This window comes from Raoultibacter timonensis, assembly GCF_022845715.1.
GTDB lineage: Bacteria > Actinomycetota > Coriobacteriia > Coriobacteriales > Eggerthellaceae > Raoultibacter > Raoultibacter timonensis.
The window spans coordinates 663,919-688,203 of the sequence record NZ_AP025564.1 but is presented as its reverse complement, the minus strand read 5'-3'; the positions used below and the strand labels follow the sequence as shown (position 1 = coordinate 688,203).

Annotated in this window: 21 protein-coding genes; 2 read left to right on the top strand and 19 right to left on the bottom strand. The window is 61.4% G+C overall.

Annotated features, from left to right (window positions below):
- Positions 1–230 precede the first annotated feature (230 nt).
- From MWL89_RS02685 to MWL89_RS02670, 4 genes are all read right to left on the bottom strand, one after another.
- On the bottom strand, positions 231–1,199 hold the full coding sequence (locus MWL89_RS02685) for a helix-turn-helix transcriptional regulator (RefSeq protein ID WP_244411659.1): 969 nt from the start codon (positions 1,197–1,199) through the stop codon (positions 231–233).
- 874 nt (positions 1,200–2,073) lie between these two features.
- Positions 2,074–3,378 carry an LCP family protein gene (locus tag MWL89_RS02680; protein ID WP_244411658.1) on the bottom strand — a complete coding sequence of 435 codons (1,305 nt, stop codon included), beginning with the start codon at positions 3,376–3,378 and terminating at the stop codon, positions 2,074–2,076.
- A gap of 514 nt (positions 3,379–3,892) precedes the next feature.
- Positions 3,893–4,648: a type 1 glutamine amidotransferase gene (locus MWL89_RS02675; RefSeq protein WP_102379143.1), complete on the bottom strand. Its 756-nt coding sequence runs from the start codon at positions 4,646–4,648 to the stop codon at positions 3,893–3,895.
- Between the two features lie 5 nt (positions 4,649–4,653).
- Positions 4,654–6,015: a MurT ligase domain-containing protein gene (locus tag MWL89_RS02670; RefSeq protein WP_244411657.1), complete on the bottom strand. Its 1,362-nt coding sequence runs from the start codon at positions 6,013–6,015 to the stop codon at positions 4,654–4,656.
- Positions 6,016–6,193: 178 nt separating this feature from the next.
- Between MWL89_RS02670 and MWL89_RS02665 the strand changes: the two genes are divergently transcribed.
- Complete coding sequence (locus MWL89_RS02665; protein ID WP_244411656.1) at positions 6,194–7,717, top strand: polysaccharide deacetylase family protein; 1,524 nt, start codon at positions 6,194–6,196, stop codon at positions 7,715–7,717.
- 319 nt (positions 7,718–8,036) lie between these two features.
- Here the strand turns inward: MWL89_RS02665 and MWL89_RS02660 are convergent, their stop codons facing one another.
- The 9 genes from MWL89_RS02660 to rarD all read right to left on the bottom strand — a co-directional run bounded on the left by MWL89_RS02660 (position 8,037) and on the right by rarD (position 16,049).
- Positions 8,037–8,738 carry a pirin family protein gene (locus tag MWL89_RS02660; protein ID WP_244411655.1) on the bottom strand — a complete coding sequence of 234 codons (702 nt, stop codon included), beginning with the start codon at positions 8,736–8,738 and terminating at the stop codon, positions 8,037–8,039.
- A 1-nt stretch (position 8,739) separates the two neighbouring features.
- Positions 8,740–9,258, bottom strand: a complete 519-nt coding sequence (locus MWL89_RS02655) for a MarR family winged helix-turn-helix transcriptional regulator (protein WP_244411654.1) — start codon at positions 9,256–9,258, stop codon at positions 8,740–8,742.
- A 176-nt stretch (positions 9,259–9,434) separates the two neighbouring features.
- The gene (locus MWL89_RS02650; RefSeq protein ID WP_180995142.1) at positions 9,435–10,313 is read right to left on the bottom strand and encodes a DUF2797 domain-containing protein; all 879 of its coding nucleotides are present in this window, start codon (positions 10,311–10,313) and stop codon (positions 9,435–9,437) included.
- Positions 10,314–10,776: 463 nt separating this feature from the next.
- Complete coding sequence (gene larC, locus MWL89_RS02645) at positions 10,777–11,328, bottom strand: nickel pincer cofactor biosynthesis protein LarC (protein WP_102379149.1); 552 nt, start codon at positions 11,326–11,328, stop codon at positions 10,777–10,779.
- Positions 11,329–12,093 carry a nickel pincer cofactor biosynthesis protein LarB gene (larB, locus tag MWL89_RS02640; protein ID WP_244411653.1) on the bottom strand — a complete coding sequence of 255 codons (765 nt, stop codon included), beginning with the start codon at positions 12,091–12,093 and terminating at the stop codon, positions 11,329–11,331. It lies immediately after the preceding gene.
- Between the two features lie 142 nt (positions 12,094–12,235).
- A complete protein-coding gene (larE, locus tag MWL89_RS02635) occupies positions 12,236–13,051 on the bottom strand; it encodes an ATP-dependent sacrificial sulfur transferase LarE (protein ID WP_244411652.1) in 816 nt (271 codons plus the stop codon).
- A gap of 22 nt (positions 13,052–13,073) precedes the next feature.
- On the bottom strand, positions 13,074–13,805 hold the full coding sequence (locus MWL89_RS02630; protein ID WP_244411651.1) for a carboxymuconolactone decarboxylase family protein: 732 nt from the start codon (positions 13,803–13,805) through the stop codon (positions 13,074–13,076).
- A gap of 31 nt (positions 13,806–13,836) precedes the next feature.
- Positions 13,837–15,024: an aldo/keto reductase gene (locus MWL89_RS02625; RefSeq protein WP_244411650.1), complete on the bottom strand. Its 1,188-nt coding sequence runs from the start codon at positions 15,022–15,024 to the stop codon at positions 13,837–13,839.
- A gap of 83 nt (positions 15,025–15,107) precedes the next feature.
- Entirely contained in the window at positions 15,108–16,049 is a 942-nt protein-coding gene (gene rarD, locus MWL89_RS02620) for an EamA family transporter RarD (RefSeq protein ID WP_244411649.1), read from the bottom strand.
- A 282-nt stretch (positions 16,050–16,331) separates the two neighbouring features.
- Here rarD and MWL89_RS02615 point away from each other — a divergent pair, with 282 nt between their 5' ends.
- Positions 16,332–17,024 carry a putative ABC transporter permease gene (locus MWL89_RS02615; protein WP_102379154.1) on the top strand — a complete coding sequence of 231 codons (693 nt, stop codon included), beginning with the start codon at positions 16,332–16,334 and terminating at the stop codon, positions 17,022–17,024.
- A gap of 634 nt (positions 17,025–17,658) precedes the next feature.
- On the opposite strand, the gene MWL89_RS02610 is transcribed toward MWL89_RS02615, so the two are convergent.
- The 6 genes from MWL89_RS02610 to MWL89_RS02585 all read right to left on the bottom strand — a co-directional run bounded on the left by MWL89_RS02610 (position 17,659) and on the right by MWL89_RS02585 (position 24,282).
- Positions 17,659–18,717, bottom strand: a complete 1,059-nt coding sequence (locus tag MWL89_RS02610; RefSeq protein ID WP_244411648.1) for a lactonase family protein — start codon at positions 18,715–18,717, stop codon at positions 17,659–17,661.
- Between the two features lie 676 nt (positions 18,718–19,393).
- Complete coding sequence (locus MWL89_RS02605; protein ID WP_244411647.1) at positions 19,394–20,251, bottom strand: hypothetical protein; 858 nt, start codon at positions 20,249–20,251, stop codon at positions 19,394–19,396.
- 55 nt (positions 20,252–20,306) lie between these two features.
- Complete coding sequence (locus tag MWL89_RS02600) at positions 20,307–21,575, bottom strand: 4Fe-4S binding protein (RefSeq protein ID WP_244411646.1); 1,269 nt, start codon at positions 21,573–21,575, stop codon at positions 20,307–20,309.
- A gap of 4 nt (positions 21,576–21,579) precedes the next feature.
- The gene (locus MWL89_RS02595; protein WP_244411645.1) at positions 21,580–22,758 is read right to left on the bottom strand and encodes a 4Fe-4S binding protein; all 1,179 of its coding nucleotides are present in this window, start codon (positions 22,756–22,758) and stop codon (positions 21,580–21,582) included.
- Positions 22,751–23,395 carry a 4Fe-4S dicluster domain-containing protein gene (locus tag MWL89_RS02590; RefSeq protein WP_244411644.1) on the bottom strand — a complete coding sequence of 215 codons (645 nt, stop codon included), beginning with the start codon at positions 23,393–23,395 and terminating at the stop codon, positions 22,751–22,753. Before MWL89_RS02590 ends, MWL89_RS02595 begins: the two co-directional genes overlap by 8 nt.
- The gene (locus MWL89_RS02585; RefSeq protein WP_244411643.1) at positions 23,395–24,282 is read right to left on the bottom strand and encodes a TorD/DmsD family molecular chaperone; all 888 of its coding nucleotides are present in this window, start codon (positions 24,280–24,282) and stop codon (positions 23,395–23,397) included. The genes MWL89_RS02590 and MWL89_RS02585 overlap by 1 nt, the downstream gene beginning before the upstream one ends.
- Positions 24,283–24,285: the final 3 nt, after the last annotated feature.

Sequence of the window (24,285 nt, the reverse complement as noted above, 5' to 3'; positions counted from 1 at the left end):
CGGCGGTCGGCATGGCGATGCCCGAGCGCCGCTGCGCAGCCGAAACGCGGGGGTGCGCTCGGGACGGCAAACCAGACATGGCTGCGCCCGCACGAATGCCATGCGACTGCGACGAAGCTATACTCGCGTCGAAACGCCGCCGAACCCCTATGCATACTGATAGATTTTTCTTACCGAATCCGCTCAAGCGGACTAACCGCGCACGCAAGTTCCCGTGCGCAACCGAACGCCTATTTGGCGCTTCGCACCGAGCGATAGGCTTTGACAACGCCGCAGAGGATGCCGCCGATCGGCCACGCCAGCCAGAACCACCACCGTGCGTTCAGGGCCGGCACGAACAACAGAACGAGGCCGACAACCGTAGACAAGCCCATGATGAGGGCATACATGCCGTACGTGCGCTTCGCCTGGCGAGCGCGCGATGCGAGGTCATCGTCCAGGGCGCCGATCTGCGCCTCGTTCATGCCGCGCAGCGATTTCTCGTTGTACCGCTCGACGTCGCAGCACGATTTCACGAGATAGCCGTGCACGATGAAGAACGCCCCGAGCGCTGCAAAGAACAGGGGAACCGACCCCGCAAGCCACGGGAACGGCTGCAACACGATGGTTGAAGCCAGTCCTGCCATAACGAGGGCGATACCGGCCACAAGCCCCGTCGAGAAGGCCTTGCGTGCCTGGCTCTTCTGTTCAGCCGTGTAGAAATCTTCCACAAAGGGATGCGACCGGCGAAACTCCCTGCGCGCGAACAGTGCCGGCACGATGAGGGCGATCCCGACGGCGGCGCCCACCAGCATGAGCGCGCTCGAGTAGCTCTGATACGCCGATCCGGGCACCAGCGTAAGGCCTGCAAACAGCACCGACAGCGCCGCACCCGCAACGATCACCGCGATCCCCAGCGGGAGCTTCCAAGCGAAGGTGCGCATCGCCTGATCGTATCCCGTCACGTCCTGCGGCGCGGCGCGAGGCGGCATGCTCGCAGCGGGATTTGCCGGACGGGCGGTCATGTCACCGAGCACCAGTTCGTCGAGCGTGCACTCGAACAGCTCGCATAGCCTGATCAGCTTGTCCATCTCGGGATACGCGCGCTCGGCCTCCCATTTGGAAACGGATTGCCGACTCACGCCAAGCAGCATGGCAAGCTGCTCTTGGGTCATGTTGCGCGTTGCACGCAGATGTTGTAGGTTGTCGCGAAAGCTCATAGGTCCATCCTTTTGCGGCGCTCGATTATCCGAACGGCAAGCCTTGCACTCGCCCGCATCTGCATTCTGCGATGTAATGATACGCCATCGAACGAGGATTTCGGGATCGTCATCCCGAAAGGCGGTGTGTTTGCCGAACCCCATCATGGCGATAGGACGACCCCGGCTCAACCAACTTGCGGCTGCTTTTTTACAAAACCTCTGCTACCCTGCGGTTGCAAACCGCAGGTCGGAGCGTAGCATACCGCATCTGGTCAAAACTTTTTCCAGGGAGGGCATTCTCCGTGCGCGGGCGGCATCCCATAAGCGGAAGGCAGCCCAAGAGGAAAGCAGCCCTGCGCAGCCGGCGGAGTCGCCCGGAGCCCTGCGCAGCCGGCCTCGAGTTTCACGAACCCGACTCCGAATGCCGGCGATGCGCCGCAGCTGCGGCTGTTTATCATCGCGCGCGAATCGCACTCGTCCCGCTAGACCAAAATCGGCGGGCTCCGGCTTGCTTGAGGGCAAGGTCGCTCGAAGCTGGCAGAAAAACGAAGTTATTCGTCGATCGAAGGGCCGAACGCCGTGAAGCTGGGGGCTCCGCTTTCGGGTCGAAGAGTCCTCCCAGCTCAGCGAATCGGATCCAAAACCGGTCGCGAAACGGGTGTCGAACGATGACGAATAGGGTCGTTTTTCTGCCACGTTCAGCCGATTCCAGCAAGCCCGCATCGCATTTCGGCGCGTACAACGCCGACGCAAGGCGCGTGTATCGAATCTGAAAGCACGCGGGCGCCGATGGGCGCAGATGCCGATGGGCGCAGGAGCCGATGCATGTAGATGCCGATTTCCTGCTTCATGCCGAAAATCGGAAGGCGCGCTCTGACGCCCGAGAGAGCCTCTAGCCCCAGTCGGCCCCTAATACAACGAGGAAGTCGCCCTCAAACGCATAGGTTCCATCATTGAGCTGGGCTTTGCCGACACCGATCGTCGTAGCTATATCCTTGGCCTCGTTGGCCTGGTTCGCATAGTTGTAGATAACGATGGTCTGCGAGTAGTCGAACCCGTCGGCGTTGCCCGTATCCACCGTGTAGCCGACGTCCTCGAGCTTGGCAGCCGCCTCCGAAGCAGCGCCAGCGATGCCGTTGCCGTTCCTGATGGCGATGTTGCCGGTCTTCGGGTCGGTGATCGTCTGACCGCCCGACGAATCGGTGCCGCCCCCGGTTTCTCCGCTACCCGTCGATGCGAGCACGGTACCCGACAGCTCGTCGACCACATCCTCGGTCGTGGGCGGCAAGCCCTGGTCGACGCGGCTCATCATCTCTTTCCAGGCTGTCATGTTCGTGTATTCGTACCATCCGCCGTCAACGTAGGCCGAGGTAGTCGGCTCCATCGCCGAATACAGGTCCGTCGAAGGATCGAGCCCCTGCATCGCCTGGGCAAGACCGATGATGTCGAATACGCTCAAATCGGTGGTGACGTACTCCGACAAGGCTTCCACGGTGCTTGCCATCGTACCGATGTCCGACGCGAGGATCTTCTTCGCGATCGCACCGAGCACGAGGCGCTGATTCGCCGCGCGATAGGAGTCGCCGTCGCCGTAATCGTCGTACGCATGGCGCGCGCGGCACAGGATAAGCGCCTGGTAGCCGTCGAGCGTCTGCAGACCCGCGTCGAGATGGCCGCCCGCGTCTTCGTCGTTGATCTCCATGGGAACGTCGACCTCGACGCCGCCCAAAGCGTTCACGATGTCTTTGAAGCCGTCGAAGTTGATTTCGGCGTAGTGGGAAATAGGCACACCGGCCAGCTTGGATACGGTTTCAACCGCCATGGCCGGACCGCCGATCGCATAGGCGGCGTTGAGCTTGTTCTGCCCGTACTCGCCCATGTCGATGAGCGTATCGCGATGGAGCGACACGAGCGTGACCTTATGGTTGCGCGCGTCGATGCGCGCAAGGATGATGCTGTCGGAACGAGTCGGATCGCCCGCGTATTCGGCCGACTCGGCTCGCTCCGCAGAGCCGTCAGTGCCCATGAGCAGCATGTAGAACGGCTCGTTCGCAAGATCGGTTTCCACAAGCTGAGCGCGAAGATCGCCGTCGATGCCATCGGAAAAATTCGACGTGATGTTGTTCAGATAGGCAAACGCCACCCCGGCTCCCCCGAGGCACACGACGAGAATCGCCGCCGCAACGATGGCGACCACCTTCCGTCGCTTGCGTTTCTTGCGCTGGCGGGTGTACTCGGCCTGGGATACACGGCGGCTGTAACCGCCGCCTGAACCCCGTGCATCATCCCCATCGGATTCGGACGTGCGGGAATACTGGCTATAGGAAGGCTGCCTTCCATAAGCGGAGGGATCAAAACTATCGTAACGGGACGATCCGCCACGTGTGCTGCGGCGTGCAGTCCCCCGCTGATCGGGATCGGCGGAAGCGGCTCTGCGCCGTGCGTTGCTTTTCCTATCCATCATGCCAATCATTGTGCCTGAGACCCGTTGGTGCATGCAAGGCGAATCGGCTGTTTTTAGGAAAACGCCACAGGTTCGAGCGGTCGAACAATCCGTTGCCTTTCAAGCTGATCAGCCGATTGAGCAGGTGATTTTCAAAACCGAAGCCATCGTTTGCCGCCGCTAATGCTCCTTACGCAGCAGCACTTCCGATACATGAAATGCGCACAACATCGGGGGGGGGTGGGCAGCCCTGTTGGGAAGCCGTTATCTAGCGTACGCCCAACCGCTTGACCATGTAGTCGTTGGCAGCGATTTCAACCGCGTCGTCGAGCGGGCGGAGCGGTTCGGCCTCGATGCCCATCCGAGCCGCCCGAACCTCAAGCGCCCGGGCGATGAGGTGATCGGCGATCTCGGGGTTCTTACCCAGCAGAGGCCCGTGCAGGTACGTTCCCACCACGTTGCGGTATAGCACGCCGTCGCTCTTGTCGGTATCGTTGTTGCCATGGCCGCCAGACGATACCACTGCGCCGAGGGGCGTGAGCCCCTGCCCGAGAAACGTTCTTCCCGCATGGTTTTCGTACCCGACAACCGGCCGCTCGGCGATCGGAGAGCGCAGCACGACATTGTCGATGAGGCGGTCACGCGATCCGTCGGCGCGCTTCGTAACCATATCGACGATGCCCAGACCCTCGACGCTCTCGTCGCCCAAGAGCCATTCGCTTCCGAGTATCTGATAGCCGCCACAGATGGCGAGCAATACCCCGTCGGCCTCGACGTAAGCCGACAGATCATCGCGCATGCGGAGCAGCTGCTCGGAGGCAAGCCGCTGCTCGCGATCTGGGCCCCCACCGAGAAACACGATGTCGACCGCAGAAAGGTCAATCGTTTCGCCGTGATTGACGGAGACGATTTCAACAGGCATCCCCCGCCACTCGATGCGCTTCGCCAAGCATTTCACATTGCCGCCGTCGCCGTACAGGTTGAGCAGATCCGGGAACAGATGCGCTATCCTCAAAGACTCCATGGCTCCTACGCCCCTTTCCCGTCGCTGCCGCCATCCTGCGCAATCAGCCTCACAAGCTCGCCGCGCACAACGGGCAACGCCGTGTAGTTGGCTATCAGATAGAACCGGTAGTCGGGCGAAAGCCCCGCGGTCTTTTCGAGCATGTCGGCGGGCCCGTCGATGAGTTCGGCGGCAATCCCCGCGTACTTCAGACGTACCTGCAGATCGTTTCTCCTGATGCCCCCGACGAACACGACCAGATCGTCCGCTTCGGCAAGCTCTTCGAAATCGATGTCCCATATCCACGAGACATCGCGCCCATCGCCCTCCTTGTCGTTGACGAAGAACGCCACCGCGCGCGGCCCGGCATCCTGCGCGATGATCTTGAGGTTCTGGTTGAAGCCCGTCGGATTCTTTGCGAGGTTGAGCAGGATCGGGCGGCCTGCTGCCTCAAGGTTCTCAAGCCTGCCGTTCTGCGGATCGAACGCATCGAGCGCGCGTTGGAACGCATCGGGCGGGCACCCGAGCAGATTGGCCGCCGTAAACGTCGCAAGCAGGTTGTACACCATGTAGGCACCGGTTGCCGAGGTTCGTACGTCGATCGACGTCCTGTCGTCGGTTCCGGCAGAAAAAACGATGCCGTCACGCCCGAAGCGCACGTTTCGAGCCGCGTAATCGAGCACAGGGCGGGCGAAGCCGCACTGCGGGCACCGGTATTCGCCGAGCTGCCCGTATTGCCGATACGCGTATTCGAGCATGGTCGAGCACATCTGGCACATCTGGGCGTCGGCAACGGTATTCTGAGCCAGTCCCATGTCTTCCGCCACGCCGAAGGCGATTGCCTTGTTCTTCGCCTTTCGGACTATGGCCTCGCAGAGCGGATCGTCGGCGTTGTACACGATCACCGTATTCGGGGAGGCGGCGAGCGCACCTGCGATGCTCTCTTGGATGCGATCGATCTCTCCCACGCGGTCGAGCTGATCGCGAAACAGATTCAACAGCACGAGGTAGTCGGATTTCAGTTGAGGCAGAACCTTTGCAAGCCAAAGCTCGTCGCTCTCGAACACCGCCCAATCGGATTGGTCGCCGTGGAGCAGCGCCGTGGCGACACCGCTGTCGAGGTTTGCGCCCGTGCGATTGCAGATGACCCGCATGCCCGCGGTTTCGAGCGCATCGGCGAGCAGGTTCGTTACCGTGGTCTTGCCGTTCGTGCCGCACACGACGACCGACCCGCGATCGAGTTTGTGCGAAAGGTCGGCGATGAGATGGGGGTCGACGTACAGCGCGATCTTGCCGGGAAAGTTAGCCGCTGGGCGCTTGAACACGTTTTTGAGCCCCCAAGTGCTCAATGCGCTGATCCCGCGCGCGACCGTAAGCTGCAACCCCATACCGGTTCCTTTCTCGTTCGGAGCATCAAGTATAAACGGTTCGTTGAAGTGCTCGCGACCTTCATACAATTTTCAGGTAGAATGGGAAAGAGGCAGGTACAGCCCTGCGCCAATCAGTTATCCGTACTTGAACAATGCACATGCTCGCCGAGCTGTTCGTCAGGAACGAGCCGAAACGATGCCGGAAACGCCACACAACCGCTCAAACGACCGTCCCCAGCAGGGGCGTGGTCGGAATCCCCGTTCCTCTGAAACGGCGCGCTTCACCGTCGACGGGCGTCCCGAACGCCGAGCGGGCAGTGCAGCCGACCGTTCGGCAAACGCGACACGGCAATCGCGATCGGCGCATTCCCCCCGCGAGGCCGCTCCCTACGGTCGCGACGCCGACGCCTACCGCAGACGCGTGCAGGCCGACCGCACCTCTCGCCCCGACCCACGCGGCAATACGGGACGCTCCGAAAGACAACCCGCTCCGGCAATCGCCCAGCGCGCAGCGCGATTGCACGCCTCCTATCGAGACGATGATCGCTACCGCGCGAAGGCACCGCGCGCAGGATCGGGGTTTCCCTGGAAGCCCGCCCTCATTGCAGCCATCGCCTTCGCATGCATCGTCGGCGGCGTTTTCTTCTTCATCCAAACGAGACCCATCGCGATAACCGTCAACGGAGAACAGCTTGAGCTGGGCGGCAGCAAGGATATAGCCGCCATCATAGAGGCCGGCTACGCAACTCCCAAAACCGGTGATTTCGTTGCCGTCGACGGCGAGGTGCTCGAAGCGGGCAAAGGCGAAGCGTTCACCGCTTACGTGAACAGCCAGAAGGTCGACGATGCGAAAACGGGACTCAAGGCCGGCGATGCAGTGACCATCGCCGACGGCGCCAACACCGTAGAACCTTCGCAGGATACCGTCGAGCCTATTCCGTTCGAAGTGGTTCAGGAAGGGAGCGGGCCGCTCCACGTGATTGACGGCGAAGGCGCCGATGGCAGCAAGGTTACGAAGGTCGGCGACATCTCGGGCAAAACCTTCGTCGAGGAAAACGAACCGAAAAATCCCGTTTGCCGCTACTATTACCCCGATACCGGCGGCGAAAAGGTAATCGCCCTCACGTTCGATGACGGCCCCTGGCCCGACTACACCGAGCAGGTTCTCGATATCCTCGCCGAAAACGACGTGAAGGCCACGTTCTTCACCGTCGGCGATCGCATCAACGAGAACGGTAAAGCCCTCGTCAAGCGAGCGCACGACGAAGGGCATCAGATCTGCACCCATACGTTCGACCACGCAAGCGGCGACGGAAAGGGCGTCGACCTGGGCCTCATGTCCGCTGAGCAGCAGATCGAAGAGGTCACCAAAGGCTACGACGCGATACGCGATGCGCTCGGTACGGATCCGAGTACGGTCATTCGCACCCCCGGCGGAAACTTCGGCGCCGACGTCCAGAAGAACCTCAGCCCCCACATCTCCTCCGAAATCGGATGGACCATCGACAGCGGCGACTGGCGTCTGCCGGGAGCCGACGCGATAGCCGAGCAGCTCAAAAGCGCATGGCCCGGCGCCATCATCCTCTGCCATGACGGCGGCGGCGATCGCTCGCAGACCGTCGCAGCCATCCGAGAGGCCATCCCCTATCTGAAAGAACAGGGCTATACGTTCATCACGATCGACGAAATGCTGGAATACCCCGCAAAAGACGTTTCGTAGCTTCGTAGCTTTGTAGCCAAAGGCGCTTCATAACCAAGGATGTTTCGCAATCAAGGACGTTTCGTGACCAAAGCGGAAAGCCGAAGACGGAAAAGCCTCCGACCCGCATGACGGATCGGAGGCCTGCCTATCGACGCCATGCCTACTCGAACCAGAGGAGGATAGCAACAGTGACGTAAGAACCCTAAAGAGCAGAGGCGTCGATCGAGTAAGCTTTCTTTGCACGCTCAGCGTGCCATGGCGGTGCGGCATTGGGCTTGTGGCTGCCAACCCGCGCCGCCATGGCACGCTGCCGCCATACAGCGGCAGCGCGTCGGGTTTACTCCTGCTTCATATCGAACAGGATGTAATGCGAATCCCTCGAAGCCGTAAGCACGATCTGGCTTTCGCCCGTGATTTCGGCCGCATCGCGCTCTTGGAGCTCGCTGCCGTTCACCGAACCCATGCCTTCGATTTGGATGAGGTAGGCCTGACGACCGCGCGCGATCTCATAAGCCGCTTCCTTGCCCGCATCAAGACTGATCACCGAGACATTCATGTCCTGATTGATCTTGACCGGCGCGGAGCCGTTCTGCCCCGAAGCGATCTGGAGCCACGTATTCTCGCGGTCCTCCCACTTGAAGTCGTAGTCGCCGTAGTTCGGCTCGTAGCCCGCAGCATCGGGCAGAATCCATATCTGCAAAAAGCGCAGGGGCTTGTCGGTGCGGTTGAACTCGCTGTGCAGGATGCCCTTGCCCGCGCTCATGTACTGAACCTGGCCCTTGGTGAGCGTTCTGCCGTTTCCCAAACTGTCCTTATGGGTGAGCTCGCCGTCGACCACGTAGCTGATGATCTCCATATCGTTATGAGGATGGGTCGGGAACCCGCCTTGCGGATCGAACACATCGTCGTTCACGACGCGCAGTGCACCGAACTGGATGTTGTCGGGATTGTAGTACTCGGCAAACGAGAAGTGGAACAGACTGTGCAGCCAACCCCGCTCGCTTTTGCCCATCTTGTTATGATCGATAACCTTAATCATGTCATGCCTTCCTTTCAATGCCGCCCGCATGCCCGACTTTGTGCAGCAACCCGATGATGGTTTCGATGTCGTCGTCGCTCAAAGCAGCCAGGGCTTTGTCGAGCAGCCTCATATGGCGGGGAAACACCTCTTCGATAACCGTTCGCCCCTCGTCGGTAAGCTCGACGATGAACGATCTGCCGTCTTCGGGATTCGCCAAGCGCGTTGCGTAGCCTCTCTTCTCGAGGTTGCGCACCACGACCGTGATATTGCCCCCCGTCGACAACACCGCTTCGATAATTCCGTTCACCGTAAGCGGGCCTTTGTGCAGGAGCGCCTCCATCACCTCGAACTGCGTAAACGTGAGTCCGTATTCAGCGACGAGCCTCCTGCTTTCGCGGTGGGCGATCTCGTAGCTTCTGCTCAAGGCGATTACCAGCGCTCCATCGAGCCGTTCCCGCTTGGCCGATAAACCCTGCGGCGGCGCGTCGTGCCGGACTCTCGCCTCTTCCATCGATTCCGCCTTTCGTTTGCCTTCCATTGGAACTTCCTTTTTGCGCTGGAAACAATTTATCACTAATTAGTACTAATAGTCTATATTGATACTAATGCCGTTACATTTACGTCATAGAGGCAACACGCCACACACATAGAAGCAGGTCGAACAATCGCTATTCAGAGCTCCGACTATGCTTCGAAGCGAGTTTAAGAGAAGTTTTAAAAGAGGGAACCCTGCTCGGGAGGCGCCGAGTACTCGTAGAGCACTTCCCCAAAACGATAGTCGACGAGATGCGATACATAGTCCTTCAAAGAGGCAGCGTACACTCTGCCCTGTTGGCGCATGAGCGCGAAGGTTCCAACCATGCCGACGCATTCGCCCGCCACCATCGTGGACGACGGATTGTCGGGTTCGTTGATCGATCCGGCGAGTACGGACTCGTCGCGACTGTAGTACCGATCAAGATCGATGGGATCGGTCGGCTCCAAGCCAAACGTATCGCGTACCGTCTTGCGCATGATGGCCGAGGCTTCGGCATGATCATGGGTCTGGGTGGTGAGCAGGCGGTATTTCACGCTCGGCAGCAAGCTCTCGTAGATTCCCTGCGTCGAGCAGAGCTTCGCCTCCCACTCCCGGGCGGCATACGCGCTTTCGCATTCCTTGAGGATCATCGCAGAACGGGCACCCTGTTCGAGCAACCGGAGCTTACCGCGGGCCGCCGACGTGATACCGACCTTCAAATGCCGGGGAGAGAAATAGGCAAGGTAGACGATATGCGGGGTATCGTTGTAGGCGCGTTGCTGAGCGGATATGCCGCCGCCGTTGTAGAACGACGGATTAAAGCCGGTTTTGTCGGCGCAGGCCGGGCAAGACGTTTCTTTGTAACCGTCGGGAAGCTCCTGGCGACGCTCGCACATCTCGCGTTCCTGCGTCATGAGGTTGTAGGCGCCTACGCAAAACCGTTCAGGGTGCTTGACGATCGTGAACGTTTCCCCCTCGATAGAGTGCATCGTACGCGTTCCCTCATCGAGATCGTCAAGCGCGATGCGGGGTCCGTCGAACCCGACGCCGAGCCACGAGAGCATGTGCCTTCCCAAAGCATATCCTTTCCGAACGGGTAACCTAAAGCGGCGCCGCAGCTGCAGCAGTGTCGGCAACCGAAACAGCATCGATCCGCAAGCCGATTCGGCAAACGACCGGCAAACCGAGCCGTCGGTTCGTCCGATGACCAGGCAGCGCCCACTTAGTAATCCAAAGTTTACTTTTAGCTATATGATAGCTAATTCATCGCCTTTACGCTCGCCAATCATGAAACCATCATGAGAACCGCGTGCCTGCTGCCGCCATTTCTCGAGACTGCGCCCGCAAGGAAACTCAGCCGACGCCCGTGCATTGAAATGATTGGCCTTTCCCGCTGCGAGGCTGCGGTCAACCAGCAGCGAGCACCCCGCAAACGGCAGATAGCGGTAGGCGAAACGGTAGGCAAACCGCACCCGGCGAAGCTGCGCCGCGCAGCGAGAACCGATGACTAAACGACTCCGTCTTACGCCCGAATCCAGCCTACTCGAACCGATCCACGAAATGCCAGATGACCGCTGCGGATGTGGGTGTGCAGAGCTCGCCCTCGAGCAGCTCGCCGCATACGGGGATGCCGCGAGCGATGATCGCCGCCGTTGCGGGTGCGGGGATGTCGAGCTCACCGTGAGCGCACCGCACCTTCCCGCTGCCGGTCTGTACGGGCGTTGCCGTGATTGTATCGGGATCGAGCGCCTCGATGGCAAGCGCTATGGCGAGCACGTTTTTGACTGCTTCGCCGTTACCCACCTCGTGGAAATGGGTTTGCTCGACCGCGCAGCCATGCGCGGTCGCCTCCGCCTCGGCGAGGATTCGGTAGACCGCGCGCATATCCTGCTTGACGTGCTCGCTCACCGCAAGGCCGTCGATCGTCGCAAGCACTTCGGCAAGATCGTGATGGTGCTTATCGGGAACGCCCGCCCGATCGGCACGCTCGGTGATCACGGTGCGGCTTTCAAGCGGCAGACGTCCGAGCAGGTCGCTGAGAATATCCCGTCTGCGCGCCGTCTTGGTAAAATCGAAATGAAGTTCGCCCATCTATGCTCTCGCTTTCACGTGATTGATCATATGCGCCTGGTATCCAGCGCCGAAGCCGTTGTCGATGTTGACGACCGAGATTCCGCTCGCGCACGAGTTGAGCATGGCGAGCAATGCAGCGACACCGCCGAAGCTCGCGCCGTATCCGACGCTCGTGGGCACAGCGATGACCGGGCACGATGCCATGCCGCCAATCACGCTTGCGAGCGCTCCCTCCATGCCCGCCACCGCCACAATCACGTTCGCATCGGCAATTTCTTCAGCATGGGAAAGCAGGCGGTGAATCCCCGCCACCCCAACGTCGTAGAGGCGCACGACGGCGTTTCCGAGCATCTCGGCGGTGATGGCAGCTTCTTCGGCGACGAAAAGATCGCTTGTACCTGCCGCCGCCACGACTACCGAGCCGTTGCCGTCGGGATCGGGCGCCGTACCCACGATGCCGATGCGCGCGATGGCGCGATAATCCAGCGTCGGCACGAGCGCGGCGTCAACCGCGTTCGCCTTTTCCTCATCGAGCCTGGTGATGAGAATGCGGCTCTGCCCCGCCTCGATCATCGCTTCGCAGATGCCGATAATCTGCTCGGCGGTTTTACCCTCGCCGTATATCACCTCAGAAACGCCCTGGCGAATACCCCGCTGGTTGTCGACCGAGGCGTACCCGAGCTCCGTCACCGGCGCAACCTTGAGCACGCGAGCGGCGTCGCCCGGGGTAACGCTGCCTTCGGCAACCCGCTCCAAGAGTCGCACCATATCCTTTTGTTCCATATGCAACCGCCTTCTTCCAGGATTGCGAAACGCGCCGTGCGCCCCCGCAACCCGCTGTTTTCCTATCGTGCGGGGCGATTATCCCCGGTGGCGGGCACCGTTCCCGTGCGCTCTATACCGCTGCACTCGTTTTCGCCGCACCTCATCCCGCTTCGATCCGCCCCGCTGCTTCCATCCCGTCACGCTCCGTTTCGCCGCGCCTCGCCTCGATGCGCACCGCTCCGCCGCGTTCCGCCTCGCCGCACCTCGCCTCGTCGTACCCCGACGCGATATGGCCCAGACCGTGCGCCACTCGATCGAGCTCTTCTTGCGTAATGAGCACGCCTTCAGGCACCTTCGTGGCGTAGCACGAGAAATTCGGTTTATCGGCTGTCGAAAGCCCGATCGCACGCGAGCGCACCCGCACCTCTTCTTTCGCGAGCCCCGCTTCGCGCAATGGCGACACCACGCCGAGCTCATCGAGCGCCCTGAACCCAGGCCTGCGCGAGGGGTCGTCGCTCGCATTCGTGCCGTCGACGAGCACCGCTCTGCCGTCGCGGGCCATGTGGTCGAGCACCGTCCCGAAGATGAACCGCTTGCAGAGATAGCAGCGATCCCACGGATTCGCACAGATTTCGCCATGCGAGAACACATCTGCTTCGATCAGCTCGAACTCGGCCCCCGTCTCGGCAACGATGCGGCGCGCATCATCGACCTCGAACGCCGCCTGAAACGCCGTCTTGACCATGTAGGCTTTTACATCGACGCCCGCAGCCACCATCTCGGCAAGCAGATACGACGAATCGCAGCCACCAGAAAACGCGAGGCCGTAGCGAGCCCCAAGGTCGAAAGACAACGCGCCCGCTTTGCCAGCAACGTTAGCCGCTGCCGGCGAAACGCCTGGAACTGCATCCGCCGAGTCGGATGCGCGCCCCGCCGCGGGCACCATGCCCACCTTGCCAATTGCTCCGTTTGTCATACGAGAATTCTCCATACCATCATTATTCCGAAGTCGCCTCTGTGATGCAACGCAGCGCATTGAGCGAGCGGGGATATCCGACGAAAGGAACGAGTTCCGTCACCGCTCCCACGAGCACCGAGCGGCCGTTCCCCACGGCGAGGTTGCCCCTCGCGTGCCCCGTAAGCTGCGGTTCGCAACCGCCGAGCGCAAGGATGAGCGCAAAGGTAACCAGTTCGCGTTCGGCCACATCGAGCCCGCCGCGGGTGTAGTAATCGCCGAAGCAGTTCGCCGAGAGGAACCGCTGGATGTGGAGCTGGTCGGCGGGAGCGCTTTCGTAGGCCGCATCGATCGCCGGGCCGAAGATGCCCCTCTGTACGGCCAACCCCTCGTCGAAACGCGTTTCGGCATCGGTCGTCGCCTGGCCGGCAAGCGGCAGCTCGATACCCCGTTCGGCGAACACCTCGTTTGCGGCGACGATGTAGTCGTAGGCCTTCGCCATCCCGACGTACGCGATCGCGTGATACGAGATCTCCTTGGCTTCAACAGGCGTCATGCCCGCATCGAGCGCATCGGAGAGCATCGCCTTGTACACCGTGACCGACTGGCAGGCTATGAGCGCCGGGAGCAGCACGAGGTAGCGCGTCTTTTCGTCGAGACCGCTTTCCGCGCGCGCATCCCCGAACGCGAACCTCTCGAACAACTGCACGAGTTCGGGATCGGTTCGAGCAAGATCGCCGCTCGTTTCAGAGAACAGATTCGAAATGCAGCCCATGGGCCTATCTCCTTCCCTCGCTTGCACGGCTTTACTCGAACAGCTCTTCGGCCGCATGCATTTTTCCGATGATGTCCACCCCGAACGGGCAGTTGGGCTCGCATGCGCCGCATTCGACGCACTCGCTCGCCCTGTGTTCGAGCAACTGGTAATGGTCGCGCAGCGTATCGGGCACGGTTTCCTGCGGAAGAGCTAGATCGACGAACTTGTTCACCTGGGCGATGTCGATGCCGCTCGTACAGGGCGCACAGTGCCCGCAGTACATGCAGCTTCCCTGGATCGAGCTGCGCGGACCGCCCGCGACGATCTCGCTGTAGTCTTTCTCCCCATCGGTTGCCTGAGCGTACGCGAGCACCGCATCGACCTGCTCGATCGAGGCGAGCCCCACCGGCACCGTTGCAACCGCAGGACGCGTCAAGCAGTAGTGGATGCACTGCACGGGCGTCATGGCCCGGCCGAACGGCGAACGCGCGCCGTCGAGCAGCATGCCCGCTCCGAGCGCCTTCATGACGGTAACCGCCACGCCGCTCGTCTCGCAAAGCCGGTAGAACTCCTCGCGCTTCGGGTCGATGCCCGTGAAATCACGGTCGTAGGCCTCTTCGGTGAAGAAGGTGTTCACATCGTCGGTTGCGGGCAGCATGTCGTAGGCGGGGTTCACACTGAACAGGATCACGTCGACGATTCCGGTCTTCGCCACCTCGATTGCGATATCGGTGTTGTGCGTGGACAGGCCGATCGACCGGACGGTACCCTGGTCCTTGAGCTTTTTCGCGTACGCGATGAGCGGGCCGTCGAACACCGCGTCGAAGTCAGCCTGATCGTCAACGTAATGGATCATGCCGACATCGACGTACTCGAGCTGCATGCGCTCGAGGAAATCGGCAAACGACGCACGGCACACATCCATGTCGCGTGTGCGGTAGTATTGGCCGTCCTTCCACGCCGAGCCGATGTGGCCCTCGACCACGAAGCTCTCGCGCGGGTAGCGCGCGAGAGCCCGTCCCACGTTGCTGCGCACGTCGGGGTTCGAATTGTAGATGTCCACGAAGTTGATGCCGCCCTCAAGTGCGCGGTCGATGATCGCCTCGCATGCCTCGTAGGGCTTGTTCTCGAAGCCCTCGCCGCCGATCCCAACAACGCTTACCTCGATGCCCGTTCTTCCCAGTACTCGCTTTTCCATATCCTCGTCTTTCGTCTTCGCTGAATCGTCTGCACCCATTGAAACCCTTGGAGCGCACTCCAAGTCAAGAGGATTCGAGAAGAAACTTCGGGAAAGCACGGCAGGCCACGGAGGCAGTCGAGCTATTTGGCGCTCCCGCTTGCCGCACGTTTCGCCTTGCGCACGAACGGCTCGAGACTCACAATGGCGATGCCGAGCCAGACCAAGCCGAAACACACCGCGTGCGCAAGCGTGAACTCCTCCCCGAACAGAAACACGGCCGCAACGAGCGCGAGCGTGGGACCGATGTACTGCATGAATCCGAGAATCGTCATCGACACGCGGTTTGCCGCCGCCGAGAAAAGCAACAACGGCACGGCGGTGAGCACGCCCGCACCTGCGAGCAGCGCCGCCACAACCGCGGGGTCGGTTGCCGCCATCGCGGAGGGCATGGCCGGCGTCAGCTGCCAGATGGCGGGAAACGCGAAGCCCAGCGCGAGAATGCCGATGCCGATGATGCCCGTGATCAGCGATTCGAGCGCCATGCCGGGCAGAGCCGGATAACCGCCCCGCTTCTTGACGGTTCCGTATATGCTGAACGTGATCGCGAGGGCGAACGAAATCCAGATCGCGCCTCCATGGGTCACGATGGAGAACACGACCCCTGCCGCAGCAAGGGCGGTTGCCACCTTCTGCCCCGGCGTCAGACGCTCCTTGAACACCACGATGCCGCAGAAGATGTTTGCCAAGGGGCACAGGTAGTAGCCGATGCTCGTTTCGAGCACGTGGCCGCTATTGACCGCCCACACGTATATACCCCAGTTCAGCGAGACGATAAGCCCTGATGCGAAAAACGTTCGCAACGCGCGGCCCTCATGGGCGAGGTACAGGAACTTGACGCGCTTCACCAGCACGCAAAGCGCCAAGATGAACACCGCCGCCCACACCATGCGCCAAGCAAGCACCTGAAATGCGGGCACACCCGAGACGAGCTTCCAGTAAATCGGCATGAGGCCCCAGATGACATGGCAGAACAAGGCTTCGAGAAAACCTGTTCTATCGGTATGCTGTTCTTCTTGCACCACCGCTGCCGCACCCCTGGTTCATCGACGATCGAAGCAGACAGCATACCCGTTTTCGCAATCCTTAACAAACCTCGAAACCTCAATGCACGCCGATCGAGCATATTAATCGATCGGCTGCAGAACAGACGGACCAAACCCGCATCGATCGGGCATGGCCGCCCATTCGATCGCGCGCGAAAGGCAATCTTTACGATTTCCTAATACTGCCTTGACGTTTTCCGAATACCGATTTTGGATCATAGTTGCATGCCGTTAATCGAACCATCATGCAAGGAGTGCACCATGGAAGCCACCGCGACAATCAGACAAGCCGAGGCAGCCCCCGCATCGTCTCTCAACCTGCCGCTTCTCTTCTGGCTGTTCGTCGTCGGCTCGATCGCGGGACTCGCGATCGAAACCGTCTACCATGCGGTCGTCTTCGGCGGATACGAAAGCCGGGCGGGCCTCGTCTGGGGGCCGTTCTCCCCCATCTACGGCACGGGAGCCGTTGCGCTCACCATCATGGCCAACCGTTTTACCCGCGTGAACGCCGTAGCCGTATTCCTCGTTTCGGCATTGGTCGGCTCGGGCGTCGAGTTCGCCACGAGTTGGCTCATGGAGGTTTTGTTCGGCGCCGTCGCATGGGACTACAGCGATACGTTCGGCAACATCGACGGACGGGTGAACCTCATGTTCGCCGTTATGTGGGGAACGCTCGGACTCGTTTGGACCCGCCTCGTCATGCCCCTCATCGATCGCGTTGCGGGCAAAATCGATTGGGAGGGTTCGGCGGTTCGCGTACTGAGCATAGCGAGCGCCATCTTCATGGTGCTCAACGTGGCCCTGACCATCCAGGCCTTCGCGCGCGAAGGCGCCCGGGCCGACGACCTGCCCCCCGCAACCCCGATCGATCACTTTCTCGACGAGCAGTTTCCCTCGACGTGGATGCAGGAGCGCTTCGAGAACATGAGCATATACGGCTCCAACCTGCGCTGATGCTGATAGACGCCCGCAGGAAGAGAACGCCGGCCCGATGCGAAGCCCCTTTTCTCCGAGCCTCTCCGGTTAAGTAGACGCAGGTCGAACACCTGGTACTCGAAGTTCGATGCGCCGCGGGCCGATGCCAGGCACCCGACGCCCGACGCCTGGCTCCCGATGCTTGACAACCGATGGCTGACAGCTGACGGCTAATGTCCGATGTCCGAGGGTTGACGTCCGATGTCCGAGGGTTGACGTCCGATGTCCGAGGGTTGACGTCCGATGTCCGAGGGTTGACGTCCGATGTCCGCCAACCGCCTCCGTGCGAGGAAAAAGCGGAGGGTAGAATAGATGCTAGCTTCCCTTTGCCTGATCGCAAGAATCGGGTAGCCCGAATACGCTCCCAAAACGTCGCACGAAGGCGGTTGGCGGACATCGAAGCGCAAAAAAGAAGACCGCGCTGAGCGCAAAGCCGCAAGGGCCGAAGCGCCCGCCAGCACAGAGCGGAAGCGAAGCCGCCCCGCGTATCCGCTGCAACAAACCCGACTCGGGGCAGCGTTGACGATTCGCCAATAAAGTCTCTGGAGTTTCGCGCCCGATCAGATCGTTGCCGCAGTGGATGAAAGGCCCGCAAGGGCACTCTCATTCTGCGTTACCTCTGCCATACAACGCAGGTCGGGCTGGACACGCCGCACCGCGCCACCTCGGATGAGAGCGCTCCGCTATCTCGATCGATCCCGAACACCACCACCTCGTCGCTGCGCTCGTTCGCAACGGCGAGCATGGTGCCATCGGGCGAGAGTTCCATATGGCGGGGCCACGAACCACCGGATGGAAATGCACCGCGCAATTCAAGTGCGCCCGATTCGGCGACAGAAAAAACGCAGACCTCGTTAGGGCCGCGAACCGAAGCGTAGAGATAGCGCCCATCGGGAGAAAACTGAACGTGCGCAGCAAGCGCTTCGCCCGCATATCCGCTTGCCGCAAGCGGATATGCAGCCAACGGCTCCCAAGACGCCAAGCCCGTCTCGCCGAGCCGGTACACGATCACGTGGTTGCCGAGTTCGGTGATGAGCGCAGCCAGCGGAAGCGCGGGATGGTATGCCACCATGCGTGGTCCTTCGCCTGCAAAAACGGGCAACACGCGTTCAGGATTCTCGCGAAGCTCCCCGTCCTCCTCGACCGTGTAGGCCACAAGCTCATCGATGCCGAGATCGACGGCGATGAGCAAACTTGACTCGGGCGCAAAGCCCACCATATGAACATGCGGGTTTTCCTGGCGCTCGGGATCGGCACTCGAACCTTCATGCGCAATAGGAGAAATGCCCGCCCCGAGAGATCCGTCGGGCAGAACGCGGCATCCAGCGATCGACCCGCTCTCGTAATTGGCTCCGTACACAAACGCTCCCGTCGGATCAAGTGTCACCTGGCAGGTGCCGGCGCCCTCAGCGCAATACGTGCCGGCAAGCTTCACGGACCCGTCTTCTTCTACGGCGAACGCGGACAGGCAAGCACAATCGGATCGCTCGTTGGCAGCAAACAGGCGCCGGCCGTCCAAGAGCAGGTACGACGGGTTCTCCGTTTCTGCATTGGCTTGAACGGCCGAGCACAAACCGCATCCGGGATCGAGCGCGAGCAGATAGATTCCCTCGGGTTTATCGGCCGATGTGTATGAGCCGACGTACAGCCGACAATCGCTGTGCTTTTGCATTCCTCGCCCTCGTTTCGCTCACCGATGATCGGACAAGCATACGCTCGTCGCCGACCCCGGCGAAAAACCGAAACGAGGGCTTTACCGTTTGGTCATTGGCACGTTATGGGAGCTAGGCAGCCCAGCGAGCCGCAGAGCCAACGCAGAGCACGCGGGACGAGGGGCGGAACACGCGGGCACGTGGGGGCACGCCGGGCACAGAGTCCGGGTGGGCGCGAAGGCGCGCGGGGGCGAGGGGGGACATGCGGGGACATGCGCAGGGCAAGGAGGTCGAATGCGGAATGCAAACGCGGGAGACGTGGAGTATCCACTGCCCGACTCCCGGGCAGTGCTGCACACATGAGCCCGGAGACCTGTTTTTACGTGTTTTTGCTCGTTGTGTTGTACCTGAAGCTTAGGCGTTCAAACGCTCGACGCGCTGAGCTGGGCTTACGTGAAAGCCGCCTAGACGACCTCAGCCGTCCGGTCGAAATCGAGCGTGAAATGGGCTCCAAACGCAACACAAAGGACAAAAACACGTAAATGAGCTGTCGCAAGACTGCCATCGGCACTCCCCCATGTCACCTGATGGGGATTCGGCGTTTCGGATTCGGTGTTTCGGGTTCAGCAGAAATCGGCGTTTCGAATGCTGCAGAGTTCAGCAGAGTCCGGCGGCACCCGCCGAGGCTGAGCGGCTTCAACCCGCTGCGCGCATGACCATGCGCTTAACCTCGTCACGATATTGAGGCCGAATCAGATAGTACGCATACGCCTCGAGCACGGTTTGGAATGCCACGCCGCGACCGACGATCTTGAAGTACCCGATGCCCGTCTCCTCGTGGAGCATTCGCACTTCGTCGTCGGTGAAGATAACGGGGTGCCCGGACTCATGGTCGAAGAAATCGGCTTTGCTCGCCACGCACTCGAACGGGCGCATCCGGCCGCTTTTCTGATCTTCGCTGTTGTGTAGATAGTGTTCCTGGCGATGTGGGCACCGATACGAGCAGAACTCATTGACCATAATCTCGACCTTATCCTTGTCCTCGATGGTATCGATGAACGCACGGTCTTTGTTGCGGTTATAGTTGAGCACCACGTAGTCGTAGCGCTTGGTCATGCAATTGATCTCATCGATGTCGTCGATCGCACGGGTCGTAGAAAGCACGCACCGCATCCCGTAACGGTTGCGCACATAGTCGCCAACATCATCGGAATACACGATCGCCTCGCCGCCGTAGCGACTCGCTGCCTGCAGCATGACATTGAGGTACCCATCGGCAAGATCGTCCTCGCTCGCGAGCATATTCGTGAGCGTCAGCCGCGCTTTTACGCCGTGTTCGGCGAGCAGTGAGAACGTCTCCTCCATTTGCGACGGTGTGAAGCGCTCGCGGATGAAGGCGCGCCCGCCGTTCAAGGCGCACCCGGGAAAGCAGCCGTACACGCTGTCGATGGCAACACCGTCCTGAAAACAGGCGGGCTGCTGTTCGATCAACCGAATGAAGAACAGGTTCAGCCCCAAACCCACCGTGAAATCCGGTAGCGTGTATTTCATCATGCTCAGCACTCCTCGTCGCATCCGTCTCAGGCGGCCGGCTGACCGACTCCCGAGGTTAGAACATGCACATTTCCAGATCGTCGCCCAGCATCGCATGCACCTTGTCGAATGCCGATGCGGGCCGACTCGGTTCCCAATCGGGCTTCTTCATCGCGTAGCACACCGCTTGCCTTCCCATGAACTGTGCAATGGGAACGCGGCCGCTCACCTCGATGGCATTCACCGGGCAAATGCTCTCGCACAAACGGCACTGCACGCAAACACTCGGGCGGTGTACGATGCCGAACGCATCATCCTCGTCGAGTTTGGCGATGGCGCCCGTCGGGCAGAACACCGCGCACATCCTGCACGAACTGCACCGTTCGGCATCGATCGTCATCGCGCCGATGACCCGCGAATCCACCGTGTCGGCAACCGGCTCGCCCACATGCTTGAGGTAATTGTACAGGCGAACGCGCCGCGAGGGGATGAAGTGCGAGAGCGCGCCGTCGGCGCCGACCTTGCGATACGCCACGGGAGCCGCAGCATCGACCTCGCCCAACCGAGATGCGATCTCGTGCGAGACCGCATCCGTTGCCGCCTCTTTCGACCCGTCCTTGGCCGCGCGGAGAAAATCACGCCGCGAAACACCGCCTTCCGTCGCACCGCACGATGCATCCGTCCGCCTGGCACCTTCAACCATCACGCGCTCGGGCAGTTCGTCGACCAGCGAAATCGGCATCGCGCTGCCGAAAGCCGCCAGCAGGTTGTGCGCGCTTTCGACCACGGAGCGAGCCATCTCGCCTCCCGGCCCATGCGGGCAGCTTTCGCAGGTGCCGCACACGAGCGTCGTATCGTGGGCCCTGTACGCCGCGATGCCCGCAAGCGCCGACTCGTCGATACGACCGAGGCAGACAACCTCGACTATCTGGCCGGCATCGACAACGGCTCCACGCTGCACCCGGCGACGTTCGGAGTCCGTCCCGCCTTTCGCCGCCCGAGCCGATGCAGCGGCCAGCGCGGTTTCACAGACGATGACGGGATGTCCCTTCGAGCCCGCGATCGCCCGCTTGATCGATGCCGTGAGCTCCTCATCCGTCGGCGTGCGGATCTCGATTGCGCAGGTGGGACAAGCCGTTGCACACGTACCGCAGCCGATGCAGCGGTCGGGTTCGACCGCGAGCTCGTTGCCGCAGTACGCAAGCGCTCCCGAGGTGCAGGCGTCCACGCAACGCAGGCAGTCGGCGTTGCGGTTGCGCACCGTTATGCAGCGCTCCTCGTGAACGGCGATCTTGTCGCTCTCGATCGAGCCGAGCACGGCTACCAAGCTTTCGATAATCGACATGGCGCTACCTCGTTTCTTCCAGCGTCGGATCACGGAGCACCGCAGGCTCGACAGACTCGCCCGAACCGGAAGCCCCGCCTTGCACCAACACGACGCTGCCCGGACGCAGGTTCTTGCTCGGAATCAGCGGGAATGCAATCGAGCGCTCGGGACATGCATCGGCGCATGCGCGGCACTTGCTGCAATCGTTGAGCGTGGTTTCACCTGCGGCGATGTCGTGCAGGTTGATGCCTTCGGGACATGCCTTCTCGCACAGGCTGCACGCTTTGCCCTGCGACTCCTTCAAACACGTGCTCGCATCCACCTGCGGACGAAACATCTTGTTCGGGCCGCTGAACAGCGAAAGCAGCGCGCCGAGCGGGCAGAAGCGCTGGCACCACTTCGGCAGAAACACGATCTCCGCTACGATGATGGCAGCGAAGACCACGATCGTCCACGTGGTTTCGCCGAAGGCGAACAGGCGCATCCCGAGCAGCACCGTCGCAAACGTCAGGCCCACGGGGCACACGAGGCAGAACACCGGGAAGCCGAAGACGAGCGTGGAGCCGAGCGCCGCGGCGAGGATGCCGTGGCGGCTGTCGATCTTGATGCCCTTGGCCTTGCCGCACGGCGTCTTGCACGTGGCGCATCCCGTGCGCCCGATGGGCTTTTCGGCTTCGCCGCCTGCGCCCCGCGACTCGGCAGTACCGACGTCCACCGCTGCCTGCGGTCCTTCGGCAGGCGCGAGCGTCGAATCCTGCAAGCTTTCGGTACCCGCAAGCCTTGCATCACGCTGGCTTTTGCTCGTAGCGCATACGCCATCCCGCTCGGGGGCATCGCCCACTGCGCCGTCGTGCTTCGCCGCACCTTCGCCGACGTTTTGCTTCGCACGCTTTTCCTTGCGCTTGAGCCCCGCCATGAAGTGCACGGGGCACACCCACGAGCAGAACACCTTGCCGAGCACGATGCACACGACGAGCACGACGACGACGCTGATTACGGCGAGCGGGATGAGCGTCTTCTCGGACAGCATGACCAGCAGCGCCCCGAGCGGGCACAGCAGCGTGATGGACCCGAATCCGATGCCGCTCAGGTTGCCGATGCCCGCAGAGGTGAAGTAGCCCACTGCCACAACGGCGAGCACTCCGAGCATCACGACCAGCCGAATCCTCAAACTCGTTTTTCTCTTCACGGCTCTATTCACCCGCTTCCTCGGTCGGCACGACGATGATGGCGCGATCGGTCGCACCCGCCGTGATCGATCCTGCCGACAGCGATATGCACACGAACTCGCACGCGCCGCAGCCGTTGCACGCCTCCGTATCGACGATGGGCACGTGATCGGCACCGAGATCGAGCGCCTCGTACTGACACGCATCGACGCACTCGTGGCACCCCATGCCCTTGGCCGCCAAGCACCAATCGCGGTTGAGCACCGCTTTCCCGATGATCACCTGTGCCGAATCGACCTCTTCGAGCGCATGCGTGGGACATGCGGCGATGCACTTCGGGCCGCCCGGTTCCATCTCGCAGAAATCGCACCAGCCGCCCTTGAAGTTCATGCGCGGCGTGCGGGCGTTGAGTACCCCATGCTCGATATGCCCGGGGGCGATCGCGTTTTTCGGGCACACCTCGCGGCATTTCTCGCAGTGCAAGCAACCGCTCACCAGGTGCGCTTCGTCCTGGCCTCCGGGCGGGCGAAGCAACGTCTTGCTCGGCAGGTACTTCGCGCCGCCGAGACCCACGAGCGCACACGCGCCTACGGCGCCGATCGCGAACGTGCGGCGCGACATACCCGTCGCCTTGCCCGTGCGCTTTTCTTTCTCCACGCGCTCGCTCATCACGCGATCCCTTCTACCAGGCTCTTCTCTTCAGGGAAGCCGGAAGCATCCGAGCGATAGGCATCTGCCGCGTCCGGGACATCCACCTGAGCGACGCTGGCGGCTTCCGGGGCATCCGCCTGAACGACGCTGGCAGCGTCCGGGGCATCCGCCTGAGCGACGTCTGCGGCATCGAGGTCTGCGGCGTCCGCGCCAACCGCTTTCTCGCTCTCGTCCCTACCGGACAGCACATCGTCCAAGAACTCCAGATCGTTTTGCAGAAAGCCGCTTGTCAGCTTACCGAGGCCCCGATAGAAATCGGTCCGAGGGAACTTCTGCATGTCGTCGGCCATCATGGGATACCATGCGAGCAGATGATCTTCGAGGAAGTTCTTCTGTTGCAGAAGATGCTGCGCGCATGCATCCTCGTCGCCCGCTTCGTACGCCTTGAGCGCACGTTCGGCGAGGATCTGCTCGAACTCGAGCTCGAGGGCGATGTGATCCTCCCCTTCCTTCCAGTCTTCCTGCTTGTCGAGACCGGCGGCGTGGTACAGCACGAGCACCTCGTCGCGCGCATCCTGCATCATGAGGCGCTTGGGGCTCGTGTACACCGATTCGAAGGGATAGGCCGCTGAGTAGCCGTCGTTGCCCGATCCGATGAACGCGCGCACGAAGTCGACCGCGAGCTCGGTGAGCACCGTGCCATCGGCCTGGCTCAGATACGTGCAGATCATCCGATAGCCTTCGTCGACGAGATCGTTGCTGGTGTTCGCCGGAAAGCGCATAGCTACGAGCGTGTCGTAGAGCTCCTGGTCGACCTCCGAGCAGAATAACCGCGAGAGGAACTGGTAGGTGGCCATGCGGCCCTGCAGTACAGGGGAAAGATCGATGTCTTGAACATGTGTCATGAG